A 19,525-nucleotide genomic window follows, 5' to 3' on the forward strand; every position below is an offset into this window, starting at 1 on the left:
GGACGCGAGGGTGATGTCGGATGCCGACGTAGGTCGGGCCTTCGGGCATGGCGGACGGAGCAACGCCGACGAGGTGGACCGCGCGGCACTGGTCGCCGCGCTGCTGTCGAGCTTCACTCCGGCGGACGCGCCCCTGATCCGTGAGCTGACCCGCCAAGAGATCGCCGCGGTCGGTGATGCGGACTCAGGCTGCGGCGACGTGCTGCTGGCCTGTTGCTGGCTGCTGTTCATGATTGGCCACGTCGAGGACGCTGCACTGGTCTGGCGCGCGAAGAACGTCAACTTCGATGCGCACTGCTACATCGACTCGGTCTTTCTGATCCCGCAGGGGGCCGCCGTGACGGCCGAGTTCGCCCGGTCCCGGGACCTAATGGATCTGGTCGACTGGGTCGAAGGCGAGTGGATACGCGACACGGGGACCGTCGCGCGGGATTGGCGGTCCGGATCGTTCTTCGCCCGAGTGCCGCCCGCTGCAGCGTCTGTGGAGGACCTGGCGACATGGATGCGCCAGTGACCCCACCAGCCCGGCAGGTGCGCGCGGTATTCGACGCCGAATCGATCATCGTCTACCAGGCATACGGCCACGAGATCGCCGACGCCGCCCTCGCCGCTGGCACGTTCGTCGCACCGTTCAGCATGAACCGGATGACGTGGATCAAGCCGTCGTTCCTGTGGATGATGTACCGCTGTGGCTGGGCGTCGAAACCGGGTCAGGAGCGCGTGCTCGCAATTCGGATGAGCCGGACCGGGTTCGAGGACGCGTTGGCTGAGTCGTGCCTGAGCCACTTCGACCCCACGCTCTACCCCGACCGGGAAACCTGGCGGCGCGCGCTCGCGGACTGCCCGGTGCGCGTCCAGTGGGATCCCGAGCGCACATTGAGCGGCCAACCCCTGCCCTACCGGTCGCTCCAGGTCGGGTTGTCTGGGTCGGCCGTCACGCGCTACGCCACCAAGTGGGTCCGCAGCATCGAGGACATCACCGACACGCTAGAACGTCGCCGCCACGGCCTGGACCGGCTTCCCGACGAACGCCCCTACCCGCTACCGGTCACCGTCGCGGAGCGCATCTCGGCGACCGTGTAGAGGTCGTACGCCGCGTCCGCACTGACGCCCTGTCATCGGCATGTGCGGATGAATGCCGTTGTCCTTAATCTCGAAGGGCTGGGATGCCAGTCAGCTGGGATCGATAACCGGGCACGATCCCTCGATGTGGCCTCGGTCGAGGCTCGCCATTCCGCTCAGCCGCGCGCCGACTCCTGGAGGGCGGAGCATCGGCGGTACGAGGCCTCAATCTGGCACGCCAACCTAGGGGGATGACGACGATCTCGTCGCGCCGGAACTCGCCGGCATCCGCGCTCATCCGTTTCCGATGCGCCGAAACATCACCTGGAAGGTGTCACGCACGTCTTCCAGGCACGGCACGGTGTTCCGCCGCGGCAACCGAACCGTGTACCGGAGCTGCACGACCTCATGGGCGCGATCGTCCGCACCGCTGAATCAGTCCGGGCGACCCTTCAGCCGGCGGCTGACCGCACGCTCGGCCTCCCGGCTCGCCTCGCGCTCGGCGAGTGCGTGCCGCTTGTCCCAGGTCTTCTTGCCGCGGGCCAGGGCGATCTCGACCTTCGCGCGTCCGTCCTTGAAGTAGAGGGTCACTGGGACGATCGTCAGCCCGCTTTCGTTGACCTTGCGCTCGATCTTGTCGATCTGGGCACGATGCAGCAGCAGCTTCCGTTTGCGGCGTGAGCCGTCGTTGAACCAGCGGGCCTGGGAGTACTGCGGGATGTGCACGCCGTGCAGCCAGATCTCCCGGTCCTCGACAGCGGCGAAGCCGCCGACCAGGGACGCCCGCCCGGCACGGAGCGCCTTCACCTCCGCACCCTGCAGCACGATCCCTGCCTCCCAGGACTCGCCCAGATGGTAGTCGTGGGCAGCCTTGCGGTTACGCGCGACCACGGGGTCGGCCTCGGGCTTCTTCACACGGTGATTCTGCCTCGACAGCCCTACCTGCGCGCCACCTGAGGCCGAGCTGGCTGCCCTGGCCGAGCAGCGAGACCCTCTGTGGCAGGGCCAAGTGGTGCGCCAGCTCACGCGCGAGGACCCCTTCGAGGTTGCGCTGCGGCACTGTAAGCGGCCGGCCGGGGTTACGACGCCGCACGAGCCTTGCGCCGGTCACCTACAGCGACGAGCCGCAGACATCTGGGCCGCGATGGCTGCGGCAGATGTGCGCACTCGACCGCCAATAACCCCACTCCTCGAACGCGTTCTCAGACCGCTCGAACTTCGGCGAGCCGCTTGACTGCGTACTCGTCGTCCCAGCAGACGGCGGCTTCCCATGCGGCCGACGCTTGCGCGGCGATGTCGTGCGCTCCGTCGTCGAGGCCGGCAGCGTTGTCGGGCAGCACGAGGTCGAGGTCGGGGACGTCGACGTGCGACTCGTCCCAGTCGATCAGTGCGACCTGATTCGCGGTCATGCGGACGTTGCCAGGGTTGGCGTCGCCGTGGACGACGCATGTCTGACGTCCGGTGAGCCGCGCCCACGCTGCTCGGCATCGAGCAACGCTCTCAGGGGGCATCGCGCCGAGGTCGATCTTCGTCCCGGTCTCGGAGTGCAGGAGGTCGGTCGACGATCGCCAGCCTGGGCGCTGCGGCCAACCCTGTGTCAACCGATGCAGCTCGCGGAGCGTGCCAGCCACGCGACGCCAGTCGGCCTGCGTCTCGGGCGGTCCGCCATCCAGGTAGGTCATCACCACCAGACCGTCGGCGAATAGCCGGCCGTCGGTAGTCGGGATCGGCACCGGCACGGTCAGACCTCCACGGTCGAGGTGTTGGAGGAGCTCGGTCTCCCACGCGAGATCAGCGTCGCTCCTGGCGCCGAGACGACCGACCGCGAGGTGCCCGTTGACGCGCACGCTCCACACGTCGTTGGCGACTCCGCCAGCGAGCGGTTCGATGCGAGCGACGTCTTCACCCCACTGCCCGAGTGACTCCCACCCCACTGGCCACACCTTACGGGGCTACGAACATCACTGTTCTCAGTAGAAGTCCGCACCTGCTTAATTTGCCTCCCTGCGGTGTCATCTACGCGGAGTGCCTGTCGTGGGCCCGAGGACGTGAAGGCGAAGACGTACGAGGCCTTTGTCCAGTGGTTGACGCACAGACAGTGCGGCCCATCGAGCGCTACGCCGCAGTCGCTCCGGAGATCTGGAACCTGTCTACGCCACCATGACCAGCCTGGACTGAGAAACGGCCAATAGCCGCACTCATCTGCCATGGTTCAAACTCGACTACGGATCAGAAGGCCGGCGGCCGGTGCGCCTGGTCGGGCCCAACCAGGCGAGAGCCGCGGCCTAGGGTGGTCGAGATGCATGGCATGACTCGTGCCACGAACGACGGATGCGCATGGGGAATCTCGCGCTCGCTGCGGGCGGCCGTGTTGCTAAAAGCGCTGGTAGAGAGCCTATGCGACGGTGCCGTTCCTCCTCGTGTTGAGAAGCTCGTCGGTTCGATTCCGATAGGCGGCTCCATCCAAACCCCCAGGTCAGAGGCCAGTTCATGTGGCGCCACTTGGAAGTAGGCCAGTCGTTCATGTGCTTCCTCTTCTTCGTCCTCGAGGCCGTTTGAGACTGAACTCAATTGCTCTTGGGGCTCAGGCAAGCCAAGAGGCATAGAAGATCCCGAGCCCGGTCGCGACGAAGATGCCGGCGACGATCCAGAAGCGGATCACTACGGTGACCTCGTCCCATCCCAGGTGTTCGAAGTGATGGTGAATGGGAGCGATTCGGAAGATGCGACGCCCCGTGCCCGTGAGTCGCTTGGTCAGCTTGAACCAGATCATTTGCAGTAGCACGGACATGGTCTCGAGTACGAACAGTCCGGCGACGACGACCATCAGGAGCTCGGTTCGAGACATGATTGCCAGCCCGGCCAAGGCGCCACCGATGGCGAGGGAGCCGACATCGCCCATGATGATCCGTGCGGGCTTGGCGTTCCACCAAAGGAAGCCGATACAAGCTGCAGCGATGGCGGCCGCGAAGACCGCGAGGTCGAGAGGGTCGCGCACCTGGTAGCACTGTGACTCCACCACAGTGGGCCGCGAGGAGTCGCACAGCTGGTTGTTCTGCCAGATGTTCACGATGGTGTACGCGCCGAAGATCAACGCCGAGGCGCCGGCGAGCAGCCCGTCGGCACCATCAGTGAGGTTGGCGCCGTTGGAGGTCGCGGTGACGATGAACCAGATCAATAGCAGGACCACGATCAGGGGCAGCTTGATCCCCCAGTCATGAGTGGTGGAGATGTACTGCGACGCCGGCCTGACACCGCGCTCGTCGGCGAAGAATTGCGTGGACAGGACCCCGAAGACGAGCGCGACCAGCGTCTGACCCGCCATCTTGGCCCGACTACTCAGACCCTGGTTGTTCTGGGTATAGACCTTGATGAAGTCGTCGAGGAACCCCACTACCCCGCAGCCGAAGAACAGCAACATCAGGAGCCAAGCGCTGGCACTCGGCCACCCGCCGGTCAAGATCGTTGCCGTCAGATATGCCGCAGTGGCACTCAGCAGGATCACGAGACCGCCCATGGTCGGTGTACCCCGCTTGACATGATGTGTCGTCGGTCCGTCGTGCCTGATCGGCTGGCCGAAGCCGTGACGGGCGAACCATCCGATAGCGATCCGGGTCCCCAGCAACGAGCAGACCGTCGCCAGCGCGCCGCTCAGGAGTATTGCCGGCATAACGTTGAGCCCTCTCGGCCATTCGGGTGGTCGATCCCTTCGAGGCAAGAGGGAGTCGTCTCGCCGCCCATTCTGGGTTACAAGAATCGGCAAATCGGTCAAACATAGCGAAGATGCAGGTCCAGGCAGGCCGCGACCTGGGTCGAACTAGGCCAGAGGCCGGCCTTCGAGTAGCGGACGATCAATCGGAGGGGCGGCGCTGACTCGTCGGCCGCGGCCGTGGTGCAGGACGTGGTGCGAACCCCTGGAAAACTCATGGTGGAATTCGAGTGTGGTGCGGGTGTTCGTGTTGCTAGAAGCGCTGCTGGAGGGCGAATGCGACGCTGAGCGTCCTCCTCGTAATGAGGAGGTCATCGGTTCGACTCCGTCTTTGCCGAGGTGAGCTCTTGTGGATCAAGGCGCGCCTTCGGCGCGCGGGGCGAGCGTGCGCGTGCGGCCTTCTGCCGTTCACCGTCGCAACCAGGTCATCGCGGACGCCTACAGCGGGTTCCCGCGGGCGTCGCAGGGAGGAGACACGTTCTGGTTGGCTACCACGAGCTCCTCGTCGATGATCTGCAGCGTTCGCTGCATGGCCACGGGCCGAAGGCCACCGAAGCCCTCATGGAATGGCTGGTTGAGCGCGCCCAGCAGCAAGAGCAGCGATGTGACGACGGAGGCCACCGTGCCCACGAGGAGGGCCTGGACCACTGGCCGTTCGCCACTGTCGGCGAAGAAGAGCATGTACAAGAGGATGAGGCCCGACACGAAGAACAGCACCACCCACAGCGGGGCCGGGATCACTCCGACGGCACCGTGTAAGCGGTCGCCGCGGGCCTCCTCGCGAGTCTGTCGCTGACTCAGCCAGATGTCGAAGGCCGACTGCTCGGTCGCACTGCTCGGCTTGACCGTCTGCAGCGTCTGGAACATCTCGCCGGCCCAGGGGTTCAGCTCCTCGCCCAGCGTGCCGGCCTGCATCCGGTCCCACTGGACCCCGGCCACCGAGCGGGCGTAGCAGACGAGATCATTGGTCAGCTCTATGCGGACAGGTTCCGGAAAGAACTGCGCGGTCTCGACCTGCTGGGAGACGATCAGCGCCTCCCGCTCCGCCCCCGTGCGGGCGGTGTCGTAGCTGGTGAAGGCCAGGAACACGACGAAACCCGACAGGACTGCGAAGCCGGTGGCCAGTACGCCGAACACGCCTGCCGCGCGGTCCCCGTCGTGGAAGAAACTGCCGTCCGGCGCATGACGGCGCACAACCAGCATGCCCGCGATGGCCAGGACGGTCACCGCGACAACGATGAGGATGGAGACCAGAATGTTCGTGGGACCAGTCAAGCCCGCAGTAGCGGAAATCGCCTCATCTGGTTGGGGTGATGCAGATCGCCGAGACCTGCATGCCGCCTCGTCCGATAAGCACGTGTGAGGAGGGTCCGCACGCAGACGATAGCGCCCCCGGAGTACGCACCCTCCTGACCTGCAGCCGCCACGACCGGGGTGGTTGCAGATCGTCTACCAATGCCACGCGATGTGTAGTCGATCCGCGTTGTTCAGCGACCTGGGCACCCGGTCCCACGGCGTGTCCAAACCCACCGGACCGACCTCGGTCTGCAGCGTCCTCGGCGTGCTGCCGTTGCAAGAGTTCGGCACGCCCGACCGGCCGGGTCGCCCTTGTCATAGCCCAGATGATCGCTCAGCTCGGCGGCCAAACCCCGCTCCAAGACAGCCTTCACTAGGCCTCGCTGTCACTGTGGCGACCGCATCACCGGCATCCTCCACAGGGCGACGGTGGACGTCAGCGGCGACCTCATCGAAGACCCCGAGTCCAAACTACGAGCCCACATGGCGAGGCGGTAGTGGGACACCATCATGACGGGGTGTCCGTCTGTTCAGCGGCGACTTCACGGGTTGGCGGGCGGGTGAAGAGAATGACCACGCTGACGAGGAGAACCCAAGCGGGAAAGGCTAGTTGGGTCCATCGGTGTTCACCGGCGGCCACCAGCAGCACCACCGCGACGAGATAGCCGAGGATTGCCACCCACCGGGGGAAGGCTGAAGTGCGCAGACCCACGGTACTCACCGAGAGGGTGAACACTGCGGCCATGCGCATGGCGTAGACGGAAATGAGCGCCTGCGTGCTGGTGCGGCCGTACGCCCAGACGTCGGCGTTGACGTCCGATCCCGCGAGCATCGCCGTCATGCTGGACGCCGTGACAGCGCCAATGAAGAGCATGGCCAGGAAGAGAAGCCCACTGCCCAGGAAGACGGTGGAGAACAGTCGGTCCTCGACGTCGCCGAGCTGATCACGAACGACGCCGATGAACCACAGAAAGGCGATTCCGGCAAACGGCACGAGCTGGAGACTGATCTGGATCAGCCTCCGTCGCGCTGCGTCGGATTCGAGCGACTGAAGGCTGTCCGCGGAAAGTGCGATGCGGACCATCGTCAACGCTGCCAGGAGCAGCACCCCAAACACGATCCCTGCGACGGCTGCTGACCGTCGACTTCGCCAGAATCGTGCCTCCAGCCTCGGCGCCCTGGCGTTCACATCGGCCCTGCCTGTGCAGTCAGCAGGGAGGCTTCGTGAAGCCCAACAAGCCAGACAAACCCACGTGACCGAACCATGTGCCCCCCCGTTCGTCAAGCTACGCCGAAGCGGCCTTCAGAGGCAACGGTCCGCCGATGTCCGGCCGACGGGGGAGACGGAATGCTGCTCGTCTTCCTCGTGTCCGGACTCAGCTCGTGGAAGCGGCGGCACGAGACTGTGAGGTATGGCGACGGTGTGCGATGTGCCGACTATGGGAGACCTCAGCGAGCCTGCGGTGGGTCTGGACTGCGGGTGATCGCTGGCCCCGCCGGTCGCCGGTCGACCACGCGGCCTGAGATCTTCGTCGCCGGCTGCGCGCAGGGGTGACGCTGCAGGGTCGGGCGTGATCGGTGATCAGCCAGATCCGGCCCGTACCGGCTGAGTCATACCCTACGGGTGATGCCAGGCGGACTCAGGTGCTGGCAACGTCGAAGTCATGTCCATTGTCTGGCTTGCCGTGACGATCGCCGTCAGCGTTTCGGGCGATCGTGGCTGAGGGTTTGACGCCGTCCGAGTCGGCCAAAGAGCTCGAGCACCATCGGCATGCCGAGCAGGGCGCGCACGGCGAGCACCGTCGTGAGGTCATTGCCGTGGTGGAGGCTGTGCTCCTGTCGGTCGTCACAATCGTGACTGCCTGGGCGGGCTACTCCGCAGCCAAATGGGGCACCGAGTCCCGTCTGGACCTCGCGCATGGATCCGCGCTGCGCATCGAGGCGAACCGAGCCTTTGCTGTCGCCGCCGAGAACCGCAACTTCGACGCAAGCACGTTCAACGCCTGGTTCATCGCCAACACGCTCGGCAACCCCGAGAAGATGGCGATCGCCGAGCGCCGGTTCCGGCCGGGATTCCGGGTCGCGTTCGATGCTTGGCGGGCGACGGACCCCGACCATAATCCGTCAGCCCCGCCGGGTCCGACCTACATGCCGGACTACCGACAGCCGGAGAAGGACCAAGCCGACCAGCTTGATCGAGGCGCCGACGCGGCCACCGCCAGCGGCTACCAGTCAGCAGGTGTTGCTGACAACTACGTCCGGATCACGGTGCTGCTGGCCACGGTGCTGTTCTTGGTAGGGATTGGTAGCACGTTCAAGGCCAGGCAGGTGCGCGTCGTCCTGGCCTCGGTCGGTGCCGTGATGCTCGTGACTGCGGTGGTCCTCATCGCGCAGCAGCCGCGACCCCGCTGACGGAGGATGGTCAGCCAGATCCGGTAGTTGGTGCGACGTGCGTCAGCGCGCCCGCGACGCGGTCTGTCGTGGTGATCCAGCTTTTCAGCCAGTGTTTCGCAGCGGCGAGAGTTTGCCGCAGACAGTCGAGGTTGACTGCAGGCACAGGATTATGAGGGCCATGGCACCTGCCACTCCGGCTGACTCCGGGCTGCACGACTTCTGCTGCTGCCCCCTGGGGAACTGGAGCCACGCTGTTGGACCTGATTTCATGGCACGAACCATGGCATGCGAGTGCCGCCCGGGTAGTTCGCCCGGGCGCACGTTGGCCAGCGGCCCCCGCTGGTTTGGGGGGCCACTCGCTGTGAGCCGTTACCTGCGACGGGAGACACGCCGCGCGGTGCGACGCCCGGTTCGGCGTGCGACCCTGCGTGATCCAAACATCCGGTCTACCTCCTCCCTGTGCGCTGGCGAACGTCGGCCGCACGGTCAGCGGGTGGCGGCCGCTGTTTCCATCTCGTGCAGTTCCTTGGCTTCCTCAGCCGCCACCAGCCCGATCTCGACGAGGTCCAGTGGGCTGATGAAACCGTCGCTGATTCGGAACCCCCCGGCACGGGCAATGGCGTCCCGGAGCGGCACAGCCCAGTGGTGCTCCAGCAGGATGAGCGCCGCGGCGGAGTCGTTCGGGATGTCCTCAAGCACATCCCAGGCATCCTCCCCGGTCAACGCGCCCACACCGCCCTGCTCGGCAACCGCTTCGGCGCCGGCTTCCGCGCCAGCCGCCATCCCCTCCTCGCCCTCGAAGCCCAGGCCGATCAGCGCCCCGATCTTGCTGCCCAGCTCGACCGCTTCCTGCTCGGACAGGTTGCTGAGATGCTCCGCCTCCAGGTCGCCGTCCGCGCTCTTGTAGACCGCCAACGAGTCGATCACGCGGACGGTGTCGCTCGACCGGAGCCTTTCGAGTTCGGCGATGATCTCACCGTGGAATTCAGGGTGCCGGAATCCCAGCACGATGAGCTGTACTGGCCCGATTGCCATGTTCCACTCTCCCTCTCTTCTCCTGAGTACCCGCTCAAAGCCGCAAAGTCATCTCGGGTTGCGGTCCGTGAGCACTGTCAGGAGGAATCCATTGGCTGCACCCCACACTGCTGCGGGCGTCACGTTTGCGCGTCATCCAGGACGGATGATCGTCGCAAGCGATGAGCACGCTCGCCCCTTGACCCGTACCGCGCGCTGGAAGATCGCTTCACCGCCAAGCACCTGACGGTGAACCAGGTCCCGAGAACCTTTGCCAGAGCTACCAGCTGCTCTTCCGCCACCTGTGGGGGTGAGGTGACGGCCGTCGTGAGTGCGCGGTTGACTACGCGATCACGAGCTCGATAGTTCAGGATGGAGCAGCTTGGCCCCGCCTTCTATTGCCGTGCGAACGCAGCCCGCGCCTCGAGAGCGAGATCCGCGAAAGCCGCGCCGCTGACGTCGATGACGACCCGCTTGACAGTGGCGCCGACGAATGGCCAGGGCCGTTCACCGGGGAAGTCGTCGGTGACCGGTTCGGCTCCCGATCGGCCGACGACGAGCCCTCCGCCGCCGAGCCCGAACTTTCCGGGTTGAGTCCGAATCCGTCCCTCGCCGACCTTGCGGTCCTGGATGTAGAGACTGAGCACGCCCTCGGCGGGCATTGCATTGCCGTCCTTCTCGAACGAGGCAGAGACAACTACGTGACCGGCCGGGATCATCTCATCGGATTCGATGGTCTGCACCAGCTCGCCGACCCAGTTGTAGACGTAGCGGAGTTTGCCTTCGTTGAGGTAGAGGGCGTGACCACCGAACCTCGAGCCTTGCGAGAAGATCACACCGCCGGCCTCCGGCGTCGTGACTTCAAGCTCCGCAGCGACGGTGTATGAGCGGTTGCGGATGTTCGGGGCGACTGACTCGGGAATTTCCGCGCCACCCGCGTGGTAGACGTAGCGGGTCCGCGGCTTCGACAGCTGGGGGCGCTCGGTGGTGAGAATCTCCACAGCGCCGCGAGACTCGAGTGGGAGGGCCTGGAGGCGTCCGGCTTCGGCCCACCACAGTGCGACGAGCTGCTGCAACTTCCCCGGCTGTTTGTCGGCAAGATCCTCGCATTCGCTCGGATCCGCCTGGGTGTCGAACAGCTCCCACCGTTGCAGATGGAAGTCGCCCCACGACTCGGGCGCGGCCGGTACCGCGGTGGCGGCCTTCCAGCCCTGGTGCCAGATTGCCCGCGTCCCGAGCATGGAGTAGAACTGCGTCTCCTTCTGGGTCGCTGCGGTCGCGTCGTTGAAGGTGTACCGGAAGCTGGTGCCTTCCAACGGCTTCTGCGTGTATCCGTTGACGACGTCGGGAAGCTCGACTCCGAGGCATTCGTACAGGGTCGGCACGATATCGATGGCGTGGGTGTACTGACGGCGCGTCTCGGCGGTCGCGGTGAAACCGCGCGGCCACGAGACGATCAGTGGGTCGGCCGTGCCGCCCTCGTAGTTCGCGTAGCGCTTCCACATCTTGAACGGGGTGTTGAAGGCCCAGGCCCAACCCGTCGGATAGTGGTTGTACGTCTCAGTCCCACCGAGCTGGTCCAGCGCCTTCAGGTTCTCCTCGGTCGTGTCGGGGACACCGTTGAAGAACTTGTTCTCGTTGACCGAGCCATTCGGGCCGCCCTCGCCCGAGGCGCCATTGTCGGAGACGAGTACGACGATGGTGTTGTCGAGCTGGCCGGTGCCCTCCAGGTAGTCGAGCAGCCTGCCCAGCTCGTGGTCGGCGTGGCTGAGGAAACCGGCGTACACCTCCGCCATCCGGGCGAACAGCCGCTGCTCCGCGTCGGAGAGCGAGTCCCACGGCCGGACCCGGTCGACCTCGGACCAGGGCTTGCCGTCGTGGCTCGTCGTCTCCGCGTACGGGTTGATCGGCGACAGCTCAGCGCTCTCGGGCAGGATGCCCATGGCCTTCTGCCGCTCGAACACGCCTTCGCGGTACGCCTCATATCCCATGTCGAAGCGGCCCCGGTACTTGTCGGCCCACTCCTTCGGCGCGTGATGCGGTGCGTGGGCCGCGCCGGGACAGTAGTAGAGGAAGAACGGCTTGTCCGGTGCGATCGCCTTTGAATCCTGGATGAACTCGATCGCCTTGTCCGTCAGGTCGACCGTCAAGTGGTAGCCGTCCTCCGGCAGCGCCGGCTGAGGCACCGGGTGGTTGTCGTAGACCAGGTCGGGATACCACTGGTTCGTTTCGCCACCGAGGAAGCCGTAATACCGCTCGAACCCCCGGCCGAGCGGCCATTGCCGCTTCGACGAGGCGAGGTTCATCTCGTCCTCGGCACACAGGTGCCACTTGCCGACCATGAACGTGTTCCAGCCCTGCTCGCCCAGCACCTCAGCGATATTCGCGCACTCGAACGGGATGTGACCGTTAGCGTTCGGGAACCCGGACGTCGCCTCTGTGATGCAGCCCATGCCGTTGGTGGTGTGGTTGCGCCCCGTCATCAGGCAAGAACGGGTAGGGGAGCAGAGCGCGGTCGTGTGGAAGTTCGTGTACGTCAGCCCCTGCTGAGCGATCCGCCCGACGTTCGGCGTTTCGATCAGACCTCCGAACGGCTCCATCGCCGAGAAACCCACATCGTCCAGCACGACGTACAACACATTCGGGGAGCCATCCGCCGCGATCGGCTGAGTGTACGGCTGCCAATCGGGAACCGAATCCTTGATGTCAATGTCGATCTTTCCTCGGAACGGCTTGCTCACGCCGGCCCTCTCCCCTCGCGCAACGCCTGTTAACGACGCCGAAGCCCGGCGCGGGCCGCCGCGTCCTGCTGACGCCAGTCTCGTTGCCGGCCCGGTGCCGGTCCTCATCCTTCGGGGGTGAGACCGCCGACGAGGGCACAGCCGCTGCCGTGGGACATGCCTCCCAAGCTGACCCCCAGCGCCGACGACATCACGATTGGCGGTGCAGAGCTCGCCGGCGAGGCGATGGCCGCAGGCTTGGTCGACGAATGCCACCTGTTCCTCGGCCCGATTGTCGTCGGCGGCGGAAAGCGCGCCCTGCCGGACGGCGTACGCGTCCAACTCGAGCTCCTGGACGAGCACCGCTTCAAAAGCGGTGTCGTTCACCTCCGCTACGGGGTACGCATCTGACCTGGCCGCGCTGCCGCTGACACTGTCGTCTTCAGTTGCTGCCCGGCTCCAGCGCGGCTTTGATGGCCAGCCACCGGCTTTCCTGTAGGGCGGTCGTTGCCATGTCGCCGCAGTCCCACAGCTTTCCTGCGTCAAGCGGAGGATTCCACGCTGATGGGGTGCGAGTTGGATGGTGTTCCGGGCTTGGTGCCTCGGCTGTTGCGTGATCCCCAGATTGGGCTGGTGCGCTCGGATGAGCGCCCTCGACCAATCCGCCCGGGACCGTCTTGAATTGGTGTCCGGGATGGTGTCGGATCAGAGCGCTGCCGTTCGTGGAGTTGGTGTGCGGGGGCCGCCTTGGCCGCCGCAGCCGAGGAGACATTAGATGACCCTCGTTTTGGCCTGAGAGGAGACGACAGTGGCGGAGTATCTGATCACTTTCAACGACGAGTGGGTGCCCGACTTCACGTTGGAGGAGGTGCGCGAGAAGTCCACCTCCGTGAGGCCCGTGATCGAGGAGATGAAGGCCGCCGGTGTCTTCGTCTTCAGTAACGGGGGTCTCGACGCCTCGACCGCGGTGTGCAGCGTCACGGCGCGAGACGGGGAGCCGGTCTTCACCGACGGGCCGTACGTCGAGTCCAAGGAGCACCTGGGCGGCTTCGCCGTGGTCGAGGTTGCGGATGACGCTGCCGCGCGGTACTGGGCCGGCCGGATCGCCGTCGCGCTTGATTGGCCGCAAGAGGTGCACCGGTTCCCCCGTTCCGTCGGGACCAACGAAACCGACACCATCGCCTGAAGGGGGAGTAAGGTGCGCGATTTTGTCGCAACTCCCGGTGCATCGAACTCCCGTTCCTGCCAGTTCCCATCGACCCTCGACGAGACCCCGATGTCCGGGCACGCTGCGCTCCGAAACCGTCTCGCGGCCGGATAGTCACCTCCGGCGTACCAGAAAGTCCTCGTAAGAAGTCGGGGAGGTGGTGTCGGAGCGGGGTCGGTGTGTTCGTAGCAGGAGTGAGCGGCCGCCCACGAGGGGCGCGCCACCGTACTCAAGGAGAGCACCATGGCCGCTACTTACACCTTCGACGTCTTTTCCAGCCTCGACGGCTTCGGCGCCGCCAGCGCCAACTGGGGCGGCTACTGGGGTAAGCAAGGCCCCGAGTTGCTTGACCATCGCCTCGCCGTGTACGGCGCGGAGCAGCGGATGGTCTTCGGGGCCAACACGTATCGGGCGTTCGTGGGGATGTTGGCCTCGAGCACCGAGGAGTCCGAGGTGCGTGACCCATGGGTCACCCGGATGAGGGACCTGCCGGCAACGGTAGTGTCGACGACACTGCAGCGACCCCTCGACTGGCCGGACGCGACCCTCGTGAGCGGTGACGCCGTCGAGGTCGTCGCCCGGTTCAAGGAGGAGTCCGAGGTGCCGTTGCGCTCGCACGGCAGCTTGTCGATGAACCGGGCGCTGATGGCGGCTGGTCTGGTCGATCGTGTCCAGGTGACGATCTTTCCTGTGATCACCGGTCAGACCGGGGTGGATCCGATCTTCCAGGGTGCGGCCGATTTCGATCTCGAGTTGATCGAGAGCCGGACGCTCGACGGCAACATCCAGGAGCTCATCTACCGGCCCACCCTGCATGTTTAGGTCCAACTCGGCAGAGCCGGCAGCCAGGAAAGCTCTGGCCTGACGTCGACACAGCTCGTTGCGACGTGACTCGGTTCGTGACGCGAAATGGTGTCAAACGGCGCCGGCAGAGGGCGAGATGGGGTGAGACGCCGGACTAACGGAGTCCAACGTTGTCCAGCGGTGGTGTTGCCATGGCTCTCCTAAATCCCTCGATCGTGGGTTCGAGTCCCACCCGCCCCATCTAGTACGACGCGCGCCACCCAGCCTGAGTCGCGGGCTCCTCCGTCGCCCGCTCACCGGAAGCAAGTGGTGTCAGCGCGGAGGTGGCCGTGGGAGCGGGTGTGGTTGCGTGTCATTGCCGGGGAGCAAGTACATCGAAGATCGGACCGACAGGCCGCGTGGTGTGACGAGCACGAGGAGTTCGGCGTCTCGGCCAGTGCCTAGCGCCTGAGGACTGGTGACGTCGGTGTTTGTTGGGCGGGAGAGTGGCTGCGCACATCCGATCGGCCGGTGGCGACGAAGAGGGGGTTGAGACGTCGCCGGAGCTGGGCCCACCGGCGGCTCTCGCTCGGCGACCGGGCCGCGAGGGGCGGATCGGCGCCGCGACCGAGAGGTGAATCACCATGTACCAACCACGACGACAGTTCCTCGTCGTCGCCGCGACGGTGGCTACGATCGCGTTGCCCGCGACGGCCCTGGCCCTCAGCGGCGGGACGCAGGCGGCGGCCGGCGACAGGCTGTCCGCGACCGCGCCTGCGACGGCCCGGCCCAAGGGCTTCGATGTGGTCGGCCTGACCGACAAGGGCCGGCTGGTGAAGTTCAGCAGCGCCTCGACCGACCGGATCCGGCGTTCGGCCCGGGTCCAGGGACTGAAGAACGACCAGGGCCTGGTCGGCATCGACTACCGGGTCCAGAACCGGAAACTGTACGGCGTCGGCGACCGCGGCGGCATCTACACGATCAGCACCGGGGGCGACTTCGGCTCGGCCACCAAGGTCTCGCAGCTCACCGTCCCGCTGGTCGGCCAGAACTTCGGGGTGGACTTCAACCCGGCCGCGAACCGGCTGCGCGTGATCAGCGATACCGGCCAGAACCTGCGCCACAACCTCGACGACCCCGCCGGTACGCCGGCGGCGGGCATGACCGCCACCGACGGCGCGCTGGCCTACCCAGGCGTGCCGCCTGCTCCTCCGACTACGGCGTCCCAGGTGACGGCGGCGGCGTACACGAACAACGACCTCGACCCGAACACCGCGACCACGCTGTACGACATCGACACCATGCTCGACCAGGTCGTAATCCAGTCGCCGGCGAACGCCGGACTGCTCGCGCCCACCGGCAAGCTCACTGTCGACGCCAACCAGTGGGCCGGATTCGACATCTACATGCGGGGCACCGACAACCGCGGTCTCGCAGTACTGAACACCGGTGGCCGCACACGGCTGTACGACATCGGCCTGACCACCGGTAAGGCCACCCGGCTCGGATCGTTCCCGAGCAACCTGCAGGTCGTCGACCTGGCCGTTCCGCTCGGCCGATAGTCCTGCGCGGCCAGGCTCCGGTGTTCCACCACCGGAGCCTGGCCGGCGGCCCTGCTGACCAGGGCTTCTTTCTGCAAGCCACCCCAGCCGTCGAAGCTGCCGCCGGGGTGACCGATCAGGAGACTCTCGAGCAGGTCGCCCGTCGGCCAGCCGCAAGCGGGCGCGGTACGGCGTCCTCCTGGCATGTTGCCCGAGGCAACGTGAGTGGTCACCAGGTCGGCCATCAGCAGTGGGAGCTCAAGCCGGGGGAGTCAGGTTCCTGGTCTCTGGAGGAGGTAGTCCTCGGCGTGCATGGAGGCGGCCGGCTTGATGTCTTCGGGGAGGAGTTCGCGTAGGTCGCGCTCGGTCAGGGTGTCCGGGTCGCGCATCGAGAGCCGGGTCGCCTGGTTGGAGATGGCTTCCTCCAGCACGTTCCGGATAAACCGGCCGTTGCCGAAGTTGTGGGCGCGGGGAGCAGCCGGGATGATCCGGCGTACCACGGCCAGTACGTCGGCGCTGTGGATCATTCCCTTCTGACGGGCCTGGAGCTCGAAGATGGCGACGAGTTGGTCCGTGTCGTACTCGCTGAAGGACAGCAGCTTCGGGAACCGCGACGCCAGCCCGGTGTTCGACTCCATGAACCGCTGCATCTCGCGGTGGTACCCGGCGACGATCACGACGCACTCGTCGCGGTTGTCCTCCATCATCTTCAGCAGCGTGGCGACGGCTTCGAGGCCGTAATCGCCCGGAATGTTCTCCGGGACAAGGGTGTAGGCCTCATCGACGAACAGCACCCCGCCGAGTGCCTCGCGGAACTTGGCCGCCGTCATCGGCGCGGTGGAACCGACGCTGGGACCGACCAGGTCGGACCGGTCGACCTCGACCACGTGGCCCTTCTCGAGCACGCCCAGCTCCTGGTAGATCCGGGCGAGCAACCGCGCGATGGTGGTCTTGGCGGTGCCGGGCTTGCCGACGAACACCATGTGCCGGGCCCGGTCCTGGGTCGGCAGGCCGAGCTCCTTGCGGCGCTGGTTGGTCTTGATCTCGGCCACCATCCGGCGGACCGACTCCTTGACCGACTCCAGTCCCACCAGCGCTTCCAGTTCGGCGAGCGCGCCGTCGCGGGGGACCACCGGCTTCGGGACCGCAGACTCGTCGGCCGCCGGCTGGATCGCCGACTCGCCAGCCGCCAGCCGGTTCCCGGTCGCGGCAACAGAGGCGGCAGCAGGCGCGGCCTCGGTCGCTGGCTCGAGCACGTCGGTGACCGCAGGCTCGGCCTCGGGCAGCGGATCGGCGGAGCCCGCTGCCTGGTCGGAGCTCCAGGCAAGCTTGAGCGGAGTCGGCACTGCCGACTGCTCCGTTCCACCGGAAACGGTGCCTGTACTGCGGAACGCCGGCGCGGCGCGTTCCGCAGTACTGAGCAGGGGCACGTCCACCGGTGCGAAGCGCTCCCGCTCTAGGAGCTGGAAGAGCGCGCCCAGGTCTGGGATCTCCGGTTCCGGCCACGGCGCCTTCTCGAGGACGCCGGCCAGGTGGACCGACACGCGGGTGGCCGCGGCGGCCCAGGATCGCGCGAGTACCTGCTGGTCCTGGGCTACCGCGCGGGCCAGCCATTCAGTGTTGCGGGTCAGCCAGCTGTCCCGGTCGAAGCCGCCCCTTAGGTCGGCGAGGGCGTGTTCGACGTCCCAGCCGGCGACGCCGAGGATCTGGCCCACGGCCGCCGGTTGGCCGTCGAGCCCGGTGGCACGGATCAGGCGGGCCAGCAGTTGCGCGAAGTCCCGCGCGTCGTCGTCCGCAATCGCCGCCGACAGCTTGGCGTGCGCGTCCCGCAGCGTGTCGAGCGAGTACCGCAAGGCCGCCGAGGAGCCGGCCAGCTCCGGGAGTACTGCGCGCTCGGCGTCGCTGAGTACGGCGGTCCTCCAGAACTGGACGATCGTCTCGTAGTCGGCGGCGACGTGCATCCGGGTGGCCTCGCGGTCGGCCAGCACCCGGTCATACGCGGCGGTCAGAGCCTGGGCGCGGGCTGCCATCGGCGGGGCATCGACGAACAGGCTCACCACGTCGCGGGACAGCTGCAGCGCCTGCAGGCGGCCCTCTGCGTCGAAGCTCCGCGCGCCGGCGACCGTTTGCAGCGGCCAGTCGGTAGCCGCGACCCGGATCAGGTGTCCGGCGCCGCCGAACCGGACCGGCGGCCGATGGAAGTCCCGAGTCAGTACGGCGGCAATGTCGGCGTACTCGCCGTGGAGCACCGGGATCCAGCCGGTGAGCAGCGGCGCGACTTGATGGGTGAACCACACCGCCGCGGGTGTTCCCTCGACGAATTCCGGCAAGGCACCCGGCCGCAGCGTGTTCGGGTCCTCGGCCCAGGCCTGGAGTCGGCCACGGACACCGGCCAGCCACTCGTCCGGCACTTCCCAGGGTTGGTCGGCGGCGAGAACGTCGAGCACACGCGGTCTCCGGGTGTGGTGAGCCACAGAAATCCTTTCCGCCCGTCGGGCACTTCGGCTAGCTGCAGGCGGACCACGTCGGGCACCCACCGCGGCGCCCGACGGCTGGCGGCTTGACGCACCCGCCCACGGCGAATCCCAAGCGTGGCATCGCGCCCGCTCACTTTAGTGCGTCAACGGCCGACCGCACTGCCATCGGCGTGACGGGAACGGTTACAAGAAGGCTCAGAGGCCCTTCTGGCATGAGCTTCTCAGGAATCGTTTGAGCTGGGTGCGCGACTTCAGTCTGACGAAGTGGACGTAACCTCGCGGCGGTTCTTCCGTGCAATCTCTCGACGGTAGCGGTGGGCGGCGTCGTTGATAACTTTCGGACCGCCGGCGGCATCAGGCTCAGTAACCGAGGGAGCTTCGATGAACAGCAGGTCAAGAACGCTAGGGGTGCTGGGTGCGGCCGTCCTCACGGCGGGCCTGCTGCCTGGAACAGCGATCGGGAAGCCGAGTGCAGTCTCGGTGTCGAGTACTGCGTCGGCACAGTGCGGGATGTCGCTGGGATCCGTGTCGGCTACGGGTGACCATCAGATACAAGGTCTCATCGCGACGTCGCCGCCCACGAACCAGGGCAACCATGTCGTGGTTCGAGACCTGTACCCCGACGGGCAGGCGCGACTCAGTGCCGCGACGGTCCAAGAACCCGTTCCCAGCGGCCTCAGAACCTTCGGGTACGCCGTGCTCGGCTCCGCGCTGTACAGCACCTCGTACGACAGCCTCCAGCCCGAGACGGTCAACGTGCATCGGATCGGCGGAGGCTGGGGACCCTTCGTCGCTTTGACTGAGGCTCGGTATGCACCGTACATGGGGAGCCACTACCGAACGCACGAGTACGCATTGAGGAACGACGGCGTGCTGTTCCGGTGGACGCGAGACGGTGCGTACATCTGGCGCAACGTCACCTCGGCGCCAGGGTTCGCGTCGGTGAAGGCGATGGCTCTGATCAGTAAGACGCGGACCTACGACACCTTCCTGGTGACTCTCAAGGGCGGGGCGCTCTACACCGTCCACATCCCGACGACCGCACCGATGAAGCCGGTGGTGAAGCTGGTACGTCGCTCGACCTGGCAGGGTTTCGAGTCCTTGGTCGCGGAGAAGTGCGGCAACCAAGGCACGCTGCTGGTCGGCATCGACAAGGACACCAAGACGGCCCACATGTACGCCGTTGGCCACGCCCAGGGCACGTCCACCGTCATCCGCAGCATCGGCAAGATCCCCGGCACCTTCGACGCCCCTGTCTACTTCCGCTGGGCCACCCTCGACCACGACGAACTCTTCGGCGAGTAGCCGCCGGCAGCCACCTC

At 66.3% G+C, this 19,525-nt stretch carries 16 protein-coding genes and 1 pseudogene; 8 read left to right on the forward strand and 9 right to left on the reverse strand.

Translation table 11 applies throughout. The features are described from left to right. The first annotated feature begins 13 nt into the window (after nucleotides 1-13). Both EV648_RS34750 and EV648_RS34755 read left to right on the forward strand, forming a co-directional pair. Nucleotides 14-514 carry a hypothetical protein gene (locus EV648_RS34750; protein WP_132299409.1) on the forward strand — a complete coding sequence of 167 codons (501 nt, stop codon included), beginning with the start codon at nucleotides 14-16 and terminating at the stop codon, nucleotides 512-514. Further along, nucleotides 499-1,083 (forward strand): DUF4291 domain-containing protein, encoded by a 585-nt coding sequence (locus tag EV648_RS34755; RefSeq protein ID WP_132299411.1) that lies wholly within the window; start codon nucleotides 499-501, stop codon nucleotides 1,081-1,083. The genes EV648_RS34750 and EV648_RS34755 overlap by 16 nt, the downstream gene beginning before the upstream one ends. Before the next feature lie 414 nt (nucleotides 1,084-1,497). On the opposite strand, the gene smpB is transcribed toward EV648_RS34755, so the two are convergent. From smpB to EV648_RS34785, 6 genes and pseudogenes are all read right to left on the reverse strand, one after another. Next, nucleotides 1,498-1,977, reverse strand: a complete 480-nt coding sequence (smpB, locus tag EV648_RS34760; RefSeq protein WP_132299413.1) for an SsrA-binding protein SmpB — start codon at nucleotides 1,975-1,977, stop codon at nucleotides 1,498-1,500. 287 nt (nucleotides 1,978-2,264) lie between these two features. Beyond that, nucleotides 2,265-2,996: a phosphotransferase gene (locus EV648_RS34765; RefSeq protein WP_132299415.1), complete on the reverse strand. Its 732-nt coding sequence runs from the start codon at nucleotides 2,994-2,996 to the stop codon at nucleotides 2,265-2,267. A 650-nt stretch (nucleotides 2,997-3,646) separates the two neighbouring features. Next, nucleotides 3,647-4,732, reverse strand: coding sequence for a phospho-N-acetylmuramoyl-pentapeptide-transferase (gene mraY / locus EV648_RS34770; RefSeq protein ID WP_132299720.1), 1,086 nt, complete (start codon nucleotides 4,730-4,732; stop codon nucleotides 3,647-3,649). Between the two features lie 477 nt (nucleotides 4,733-5,209). Continuing rightward, on the reverse strand, nucleotides 5,210-5,998 hold the full coding sequence (locus tag EV648_RS34775; protein WP_132299417.1) for a DUF4239 domain-containing protein: 789 nt from the start codon (nucleotides 5,996-5,998) through the stop codon (nucleotides 5,210-5,212). Between the two features lie 276 nt (nucleotides 5,999-6,274). After that, nucleotides 6,275-6,447, reverse strand: a pseudogene (locus tag EV648_RS34780) (transposase); the annotation flags it as partial. Between the two features lie 128 nt (nucleotides 6,448-6,575). Further along, nucleotides 6,576-7,175: a hypothetical protein gene (locus EV648_RS34785; RefSeq protein ID WP_199234985.1), complete on the reverse strand. Its 600-nt coding sequence runs from the start codon at nucleotides 7,173-7,175 to the stop codon at nucleotides 6,576-6,578. A 608-nt stretch (nucleotides 7,176-7,783) separates the two neighbouring features. Here EV648_RS34785 and EV648_RS34790 point away from each other — a divergent pair. Continuing rightward, nucleotides 7,784-8,479, forward strand: coding sequence for a hypothetical protein (locus EV648_RS34790; protein WP_132299421.1), 696 nt, complete (start codon nucleotides 7,784-7,786; stop codon nucleotides 8,477-8,479). Nucleotides 8,480-8,947: 468 nt separating this feature from the next. Here the strand turns inward: EV648_RS34790 and EV648_RS34795 are convergent, their stop codons facing one another. Both EV648_RS34795 and EV648_RS34800 read right to left on the reverse strand, forming a co-directional pair. Next, entirely contained in the window at nucleotides 8,948-9,496 is a 549-nt protein-coding gene (locus tag EV648_RS34795; RefSeq protein WP_132299423.1) for a hypothetical protein, read from the reverse strand. Between the two features lie 374 nt (nucleotides 9,497-9,870). Continuing rightward, a complete protein-coding gene (locus EV648_RS34800; protein ID WP_132299425.1) occupies nucleotides 9,871-12,216 on the reverse strand; it encodes an arylsulfatase in 2,346 nt (781 codons plus the stop codon). Between the two features lie 117 nt (nucleotides 12,217-12,333). Here EV648_RS34800 and EV648_RS34805 point away from each other — a divergent pair, with 117 nt between their 5' ends. The 4 genes from EV648_RS34805 (at nucleotide 12,334) to EV648_RS34820 (ending at nucleotide 15,747) form a co-directional block, all read left to right on the forward strand. Continuing rightward, complete coding sequence (locus tag EV648_RS34805) at nucleotides 12,334-12,606, forward strand: dihydrofolate reductase family protein (protein ID WP_241995904.1); 273 nt, start codon at nucleotides 12,334-12,336, stop codon at nucleotides 12,604-12,606. Nucleotides 12,607-13,003: 397 nt separating this feature from the next. Continuing rightward, nucleotides 13,004-13,381, forward strand: a complete 378-nt coding sequence (locus EV648_RS34810; protein ID WP_132299427.1) for a YciI family protein — start codon at nucleotides 13,004-13,006, stop codon at nucleotides 13,379-13,381. A gap of 264 nt (nucleotides 13,382-13,645) precedes the next feature. After that, nucleotides 13,646-14,224 (forward strand): dihydrofolate reductase family protein, encoded by a 579-nt coding sequence (locus tag EV648_RS34815; protein ID WP_132299429.1) that lies wholly within the window; start codon nucleotides 13,646-13,648, stop codon nucleotides 14,222-14,224. Nucleotides 14,225-14,829: 605 nt separating this feature from the next. Continuing rightward, nucleotides 14,830-15,747, forward strand: coding sequence for a DUF4394 domain-containing protein (locus EV648_RS34820; RefSeq protein ID WP_132299431.1), 918 nt, complete (start codon nucleotides 14,830-14,832; stop codon nucleotides 15,745-15,747). Nucleotides 15,748-15,998: 251 nt separating this feature from the next. Here EV648_RS34820 and EV648_RS34825 read toward each other — a convergent pair whose 3' ends face one another. Continuing rightward, nucleotides 15,999-18,173, reverse strand: a complete 2,175-nt coding sequence (locus EV648_RS34825) for an AAA family ATPase (RefSeq protein WP_132299442.1) — start codon at nucleotides 18,171-18,173, stop codon at nucleotides 15,999-16,001. A gap of 411 nt (nucleotides 18,174-18,584) precedes the next feature. Here EV648_RS34825 and EV648_RS34830 point away from each other — a divergent pair, with 411 nt between their 5' ends. Further along, complete coding sequence (locus EV648_RS34830; RefSeq protein ID WP_241995907.1) at nucleotides 18,585-19,508, forward strand: hypothetical protein; 924 nt, start codon at nucleotides 18,585-18,587, stop codon at nucleotides 19,506-19,508. The last annotated feature ends 17 nt before the right edge of the window (nucleotides 19,509-19,525 follow it).

Source organism: Kribbella sp. VKM Ac-2568 (assembly GCF_004345365.1).
In the GTDB taxonomy this organism is placed as follows: domain Bacteria; phylum Actinomycetota; class Actinomycetes; order Propionibacteriales; family Kribbellaceae; genus Kribbella; species Kribbella orskensis.

Excerpts from the sequence above, each read along its gene's own strand:
- mraY (WP_132299720.1), bottom strand. The coding sequence starts at position 4,732 with ATGCCGGCAATACTCCTGAGCGGCGCGCTGGCGACGGTCTGCTCGTTG.
- EV648_RS34755 (WP_132299411.1), top strand. The coding sequence starts at position 499 with ATGGATGCGCCAGTGACCCCACCAGCCCGGCAGGTGCGCGCGGTATTC.
- EV648_RS34795 (WP_132299423.1), bottom strand. The coding sequence starts at position 9,496 with ATGGCAATCGGGCCAGTACAGCTCATCGTGCTGGGATTCCGGCACCCT.
- EV648_RS34820 (WP_132299431.1), top strand. The coding sequence starts at position 14,830 with ATGTACCAACCACGACGACAGTTCCTCGTCGTCGCCGCGACGGTGGCT.
- EV648_RS34815 (WP_132299429.1), top strand. The coding sequence starts at position 13,646 with ATGGCCGCTACTTACACCTTCGACGTCTTTTCCAGCCTCGACGGCTTC.
- EV648_RS34830 (WP_241995907.1), top strand. The coding sequence starts at position 18,585 with ATGAACAGCAGGTCAAGAACGCTAGGGGTGCTGGGTGCGGCCGTCCTC.
- EV648_RS34750 (WP_132299409.1), top strand. The coding sequence starts at position 14 with ATGTCGGATGCCGACGTAGGTCGGGCCTTCGGGCATGGCGGACGGAGC.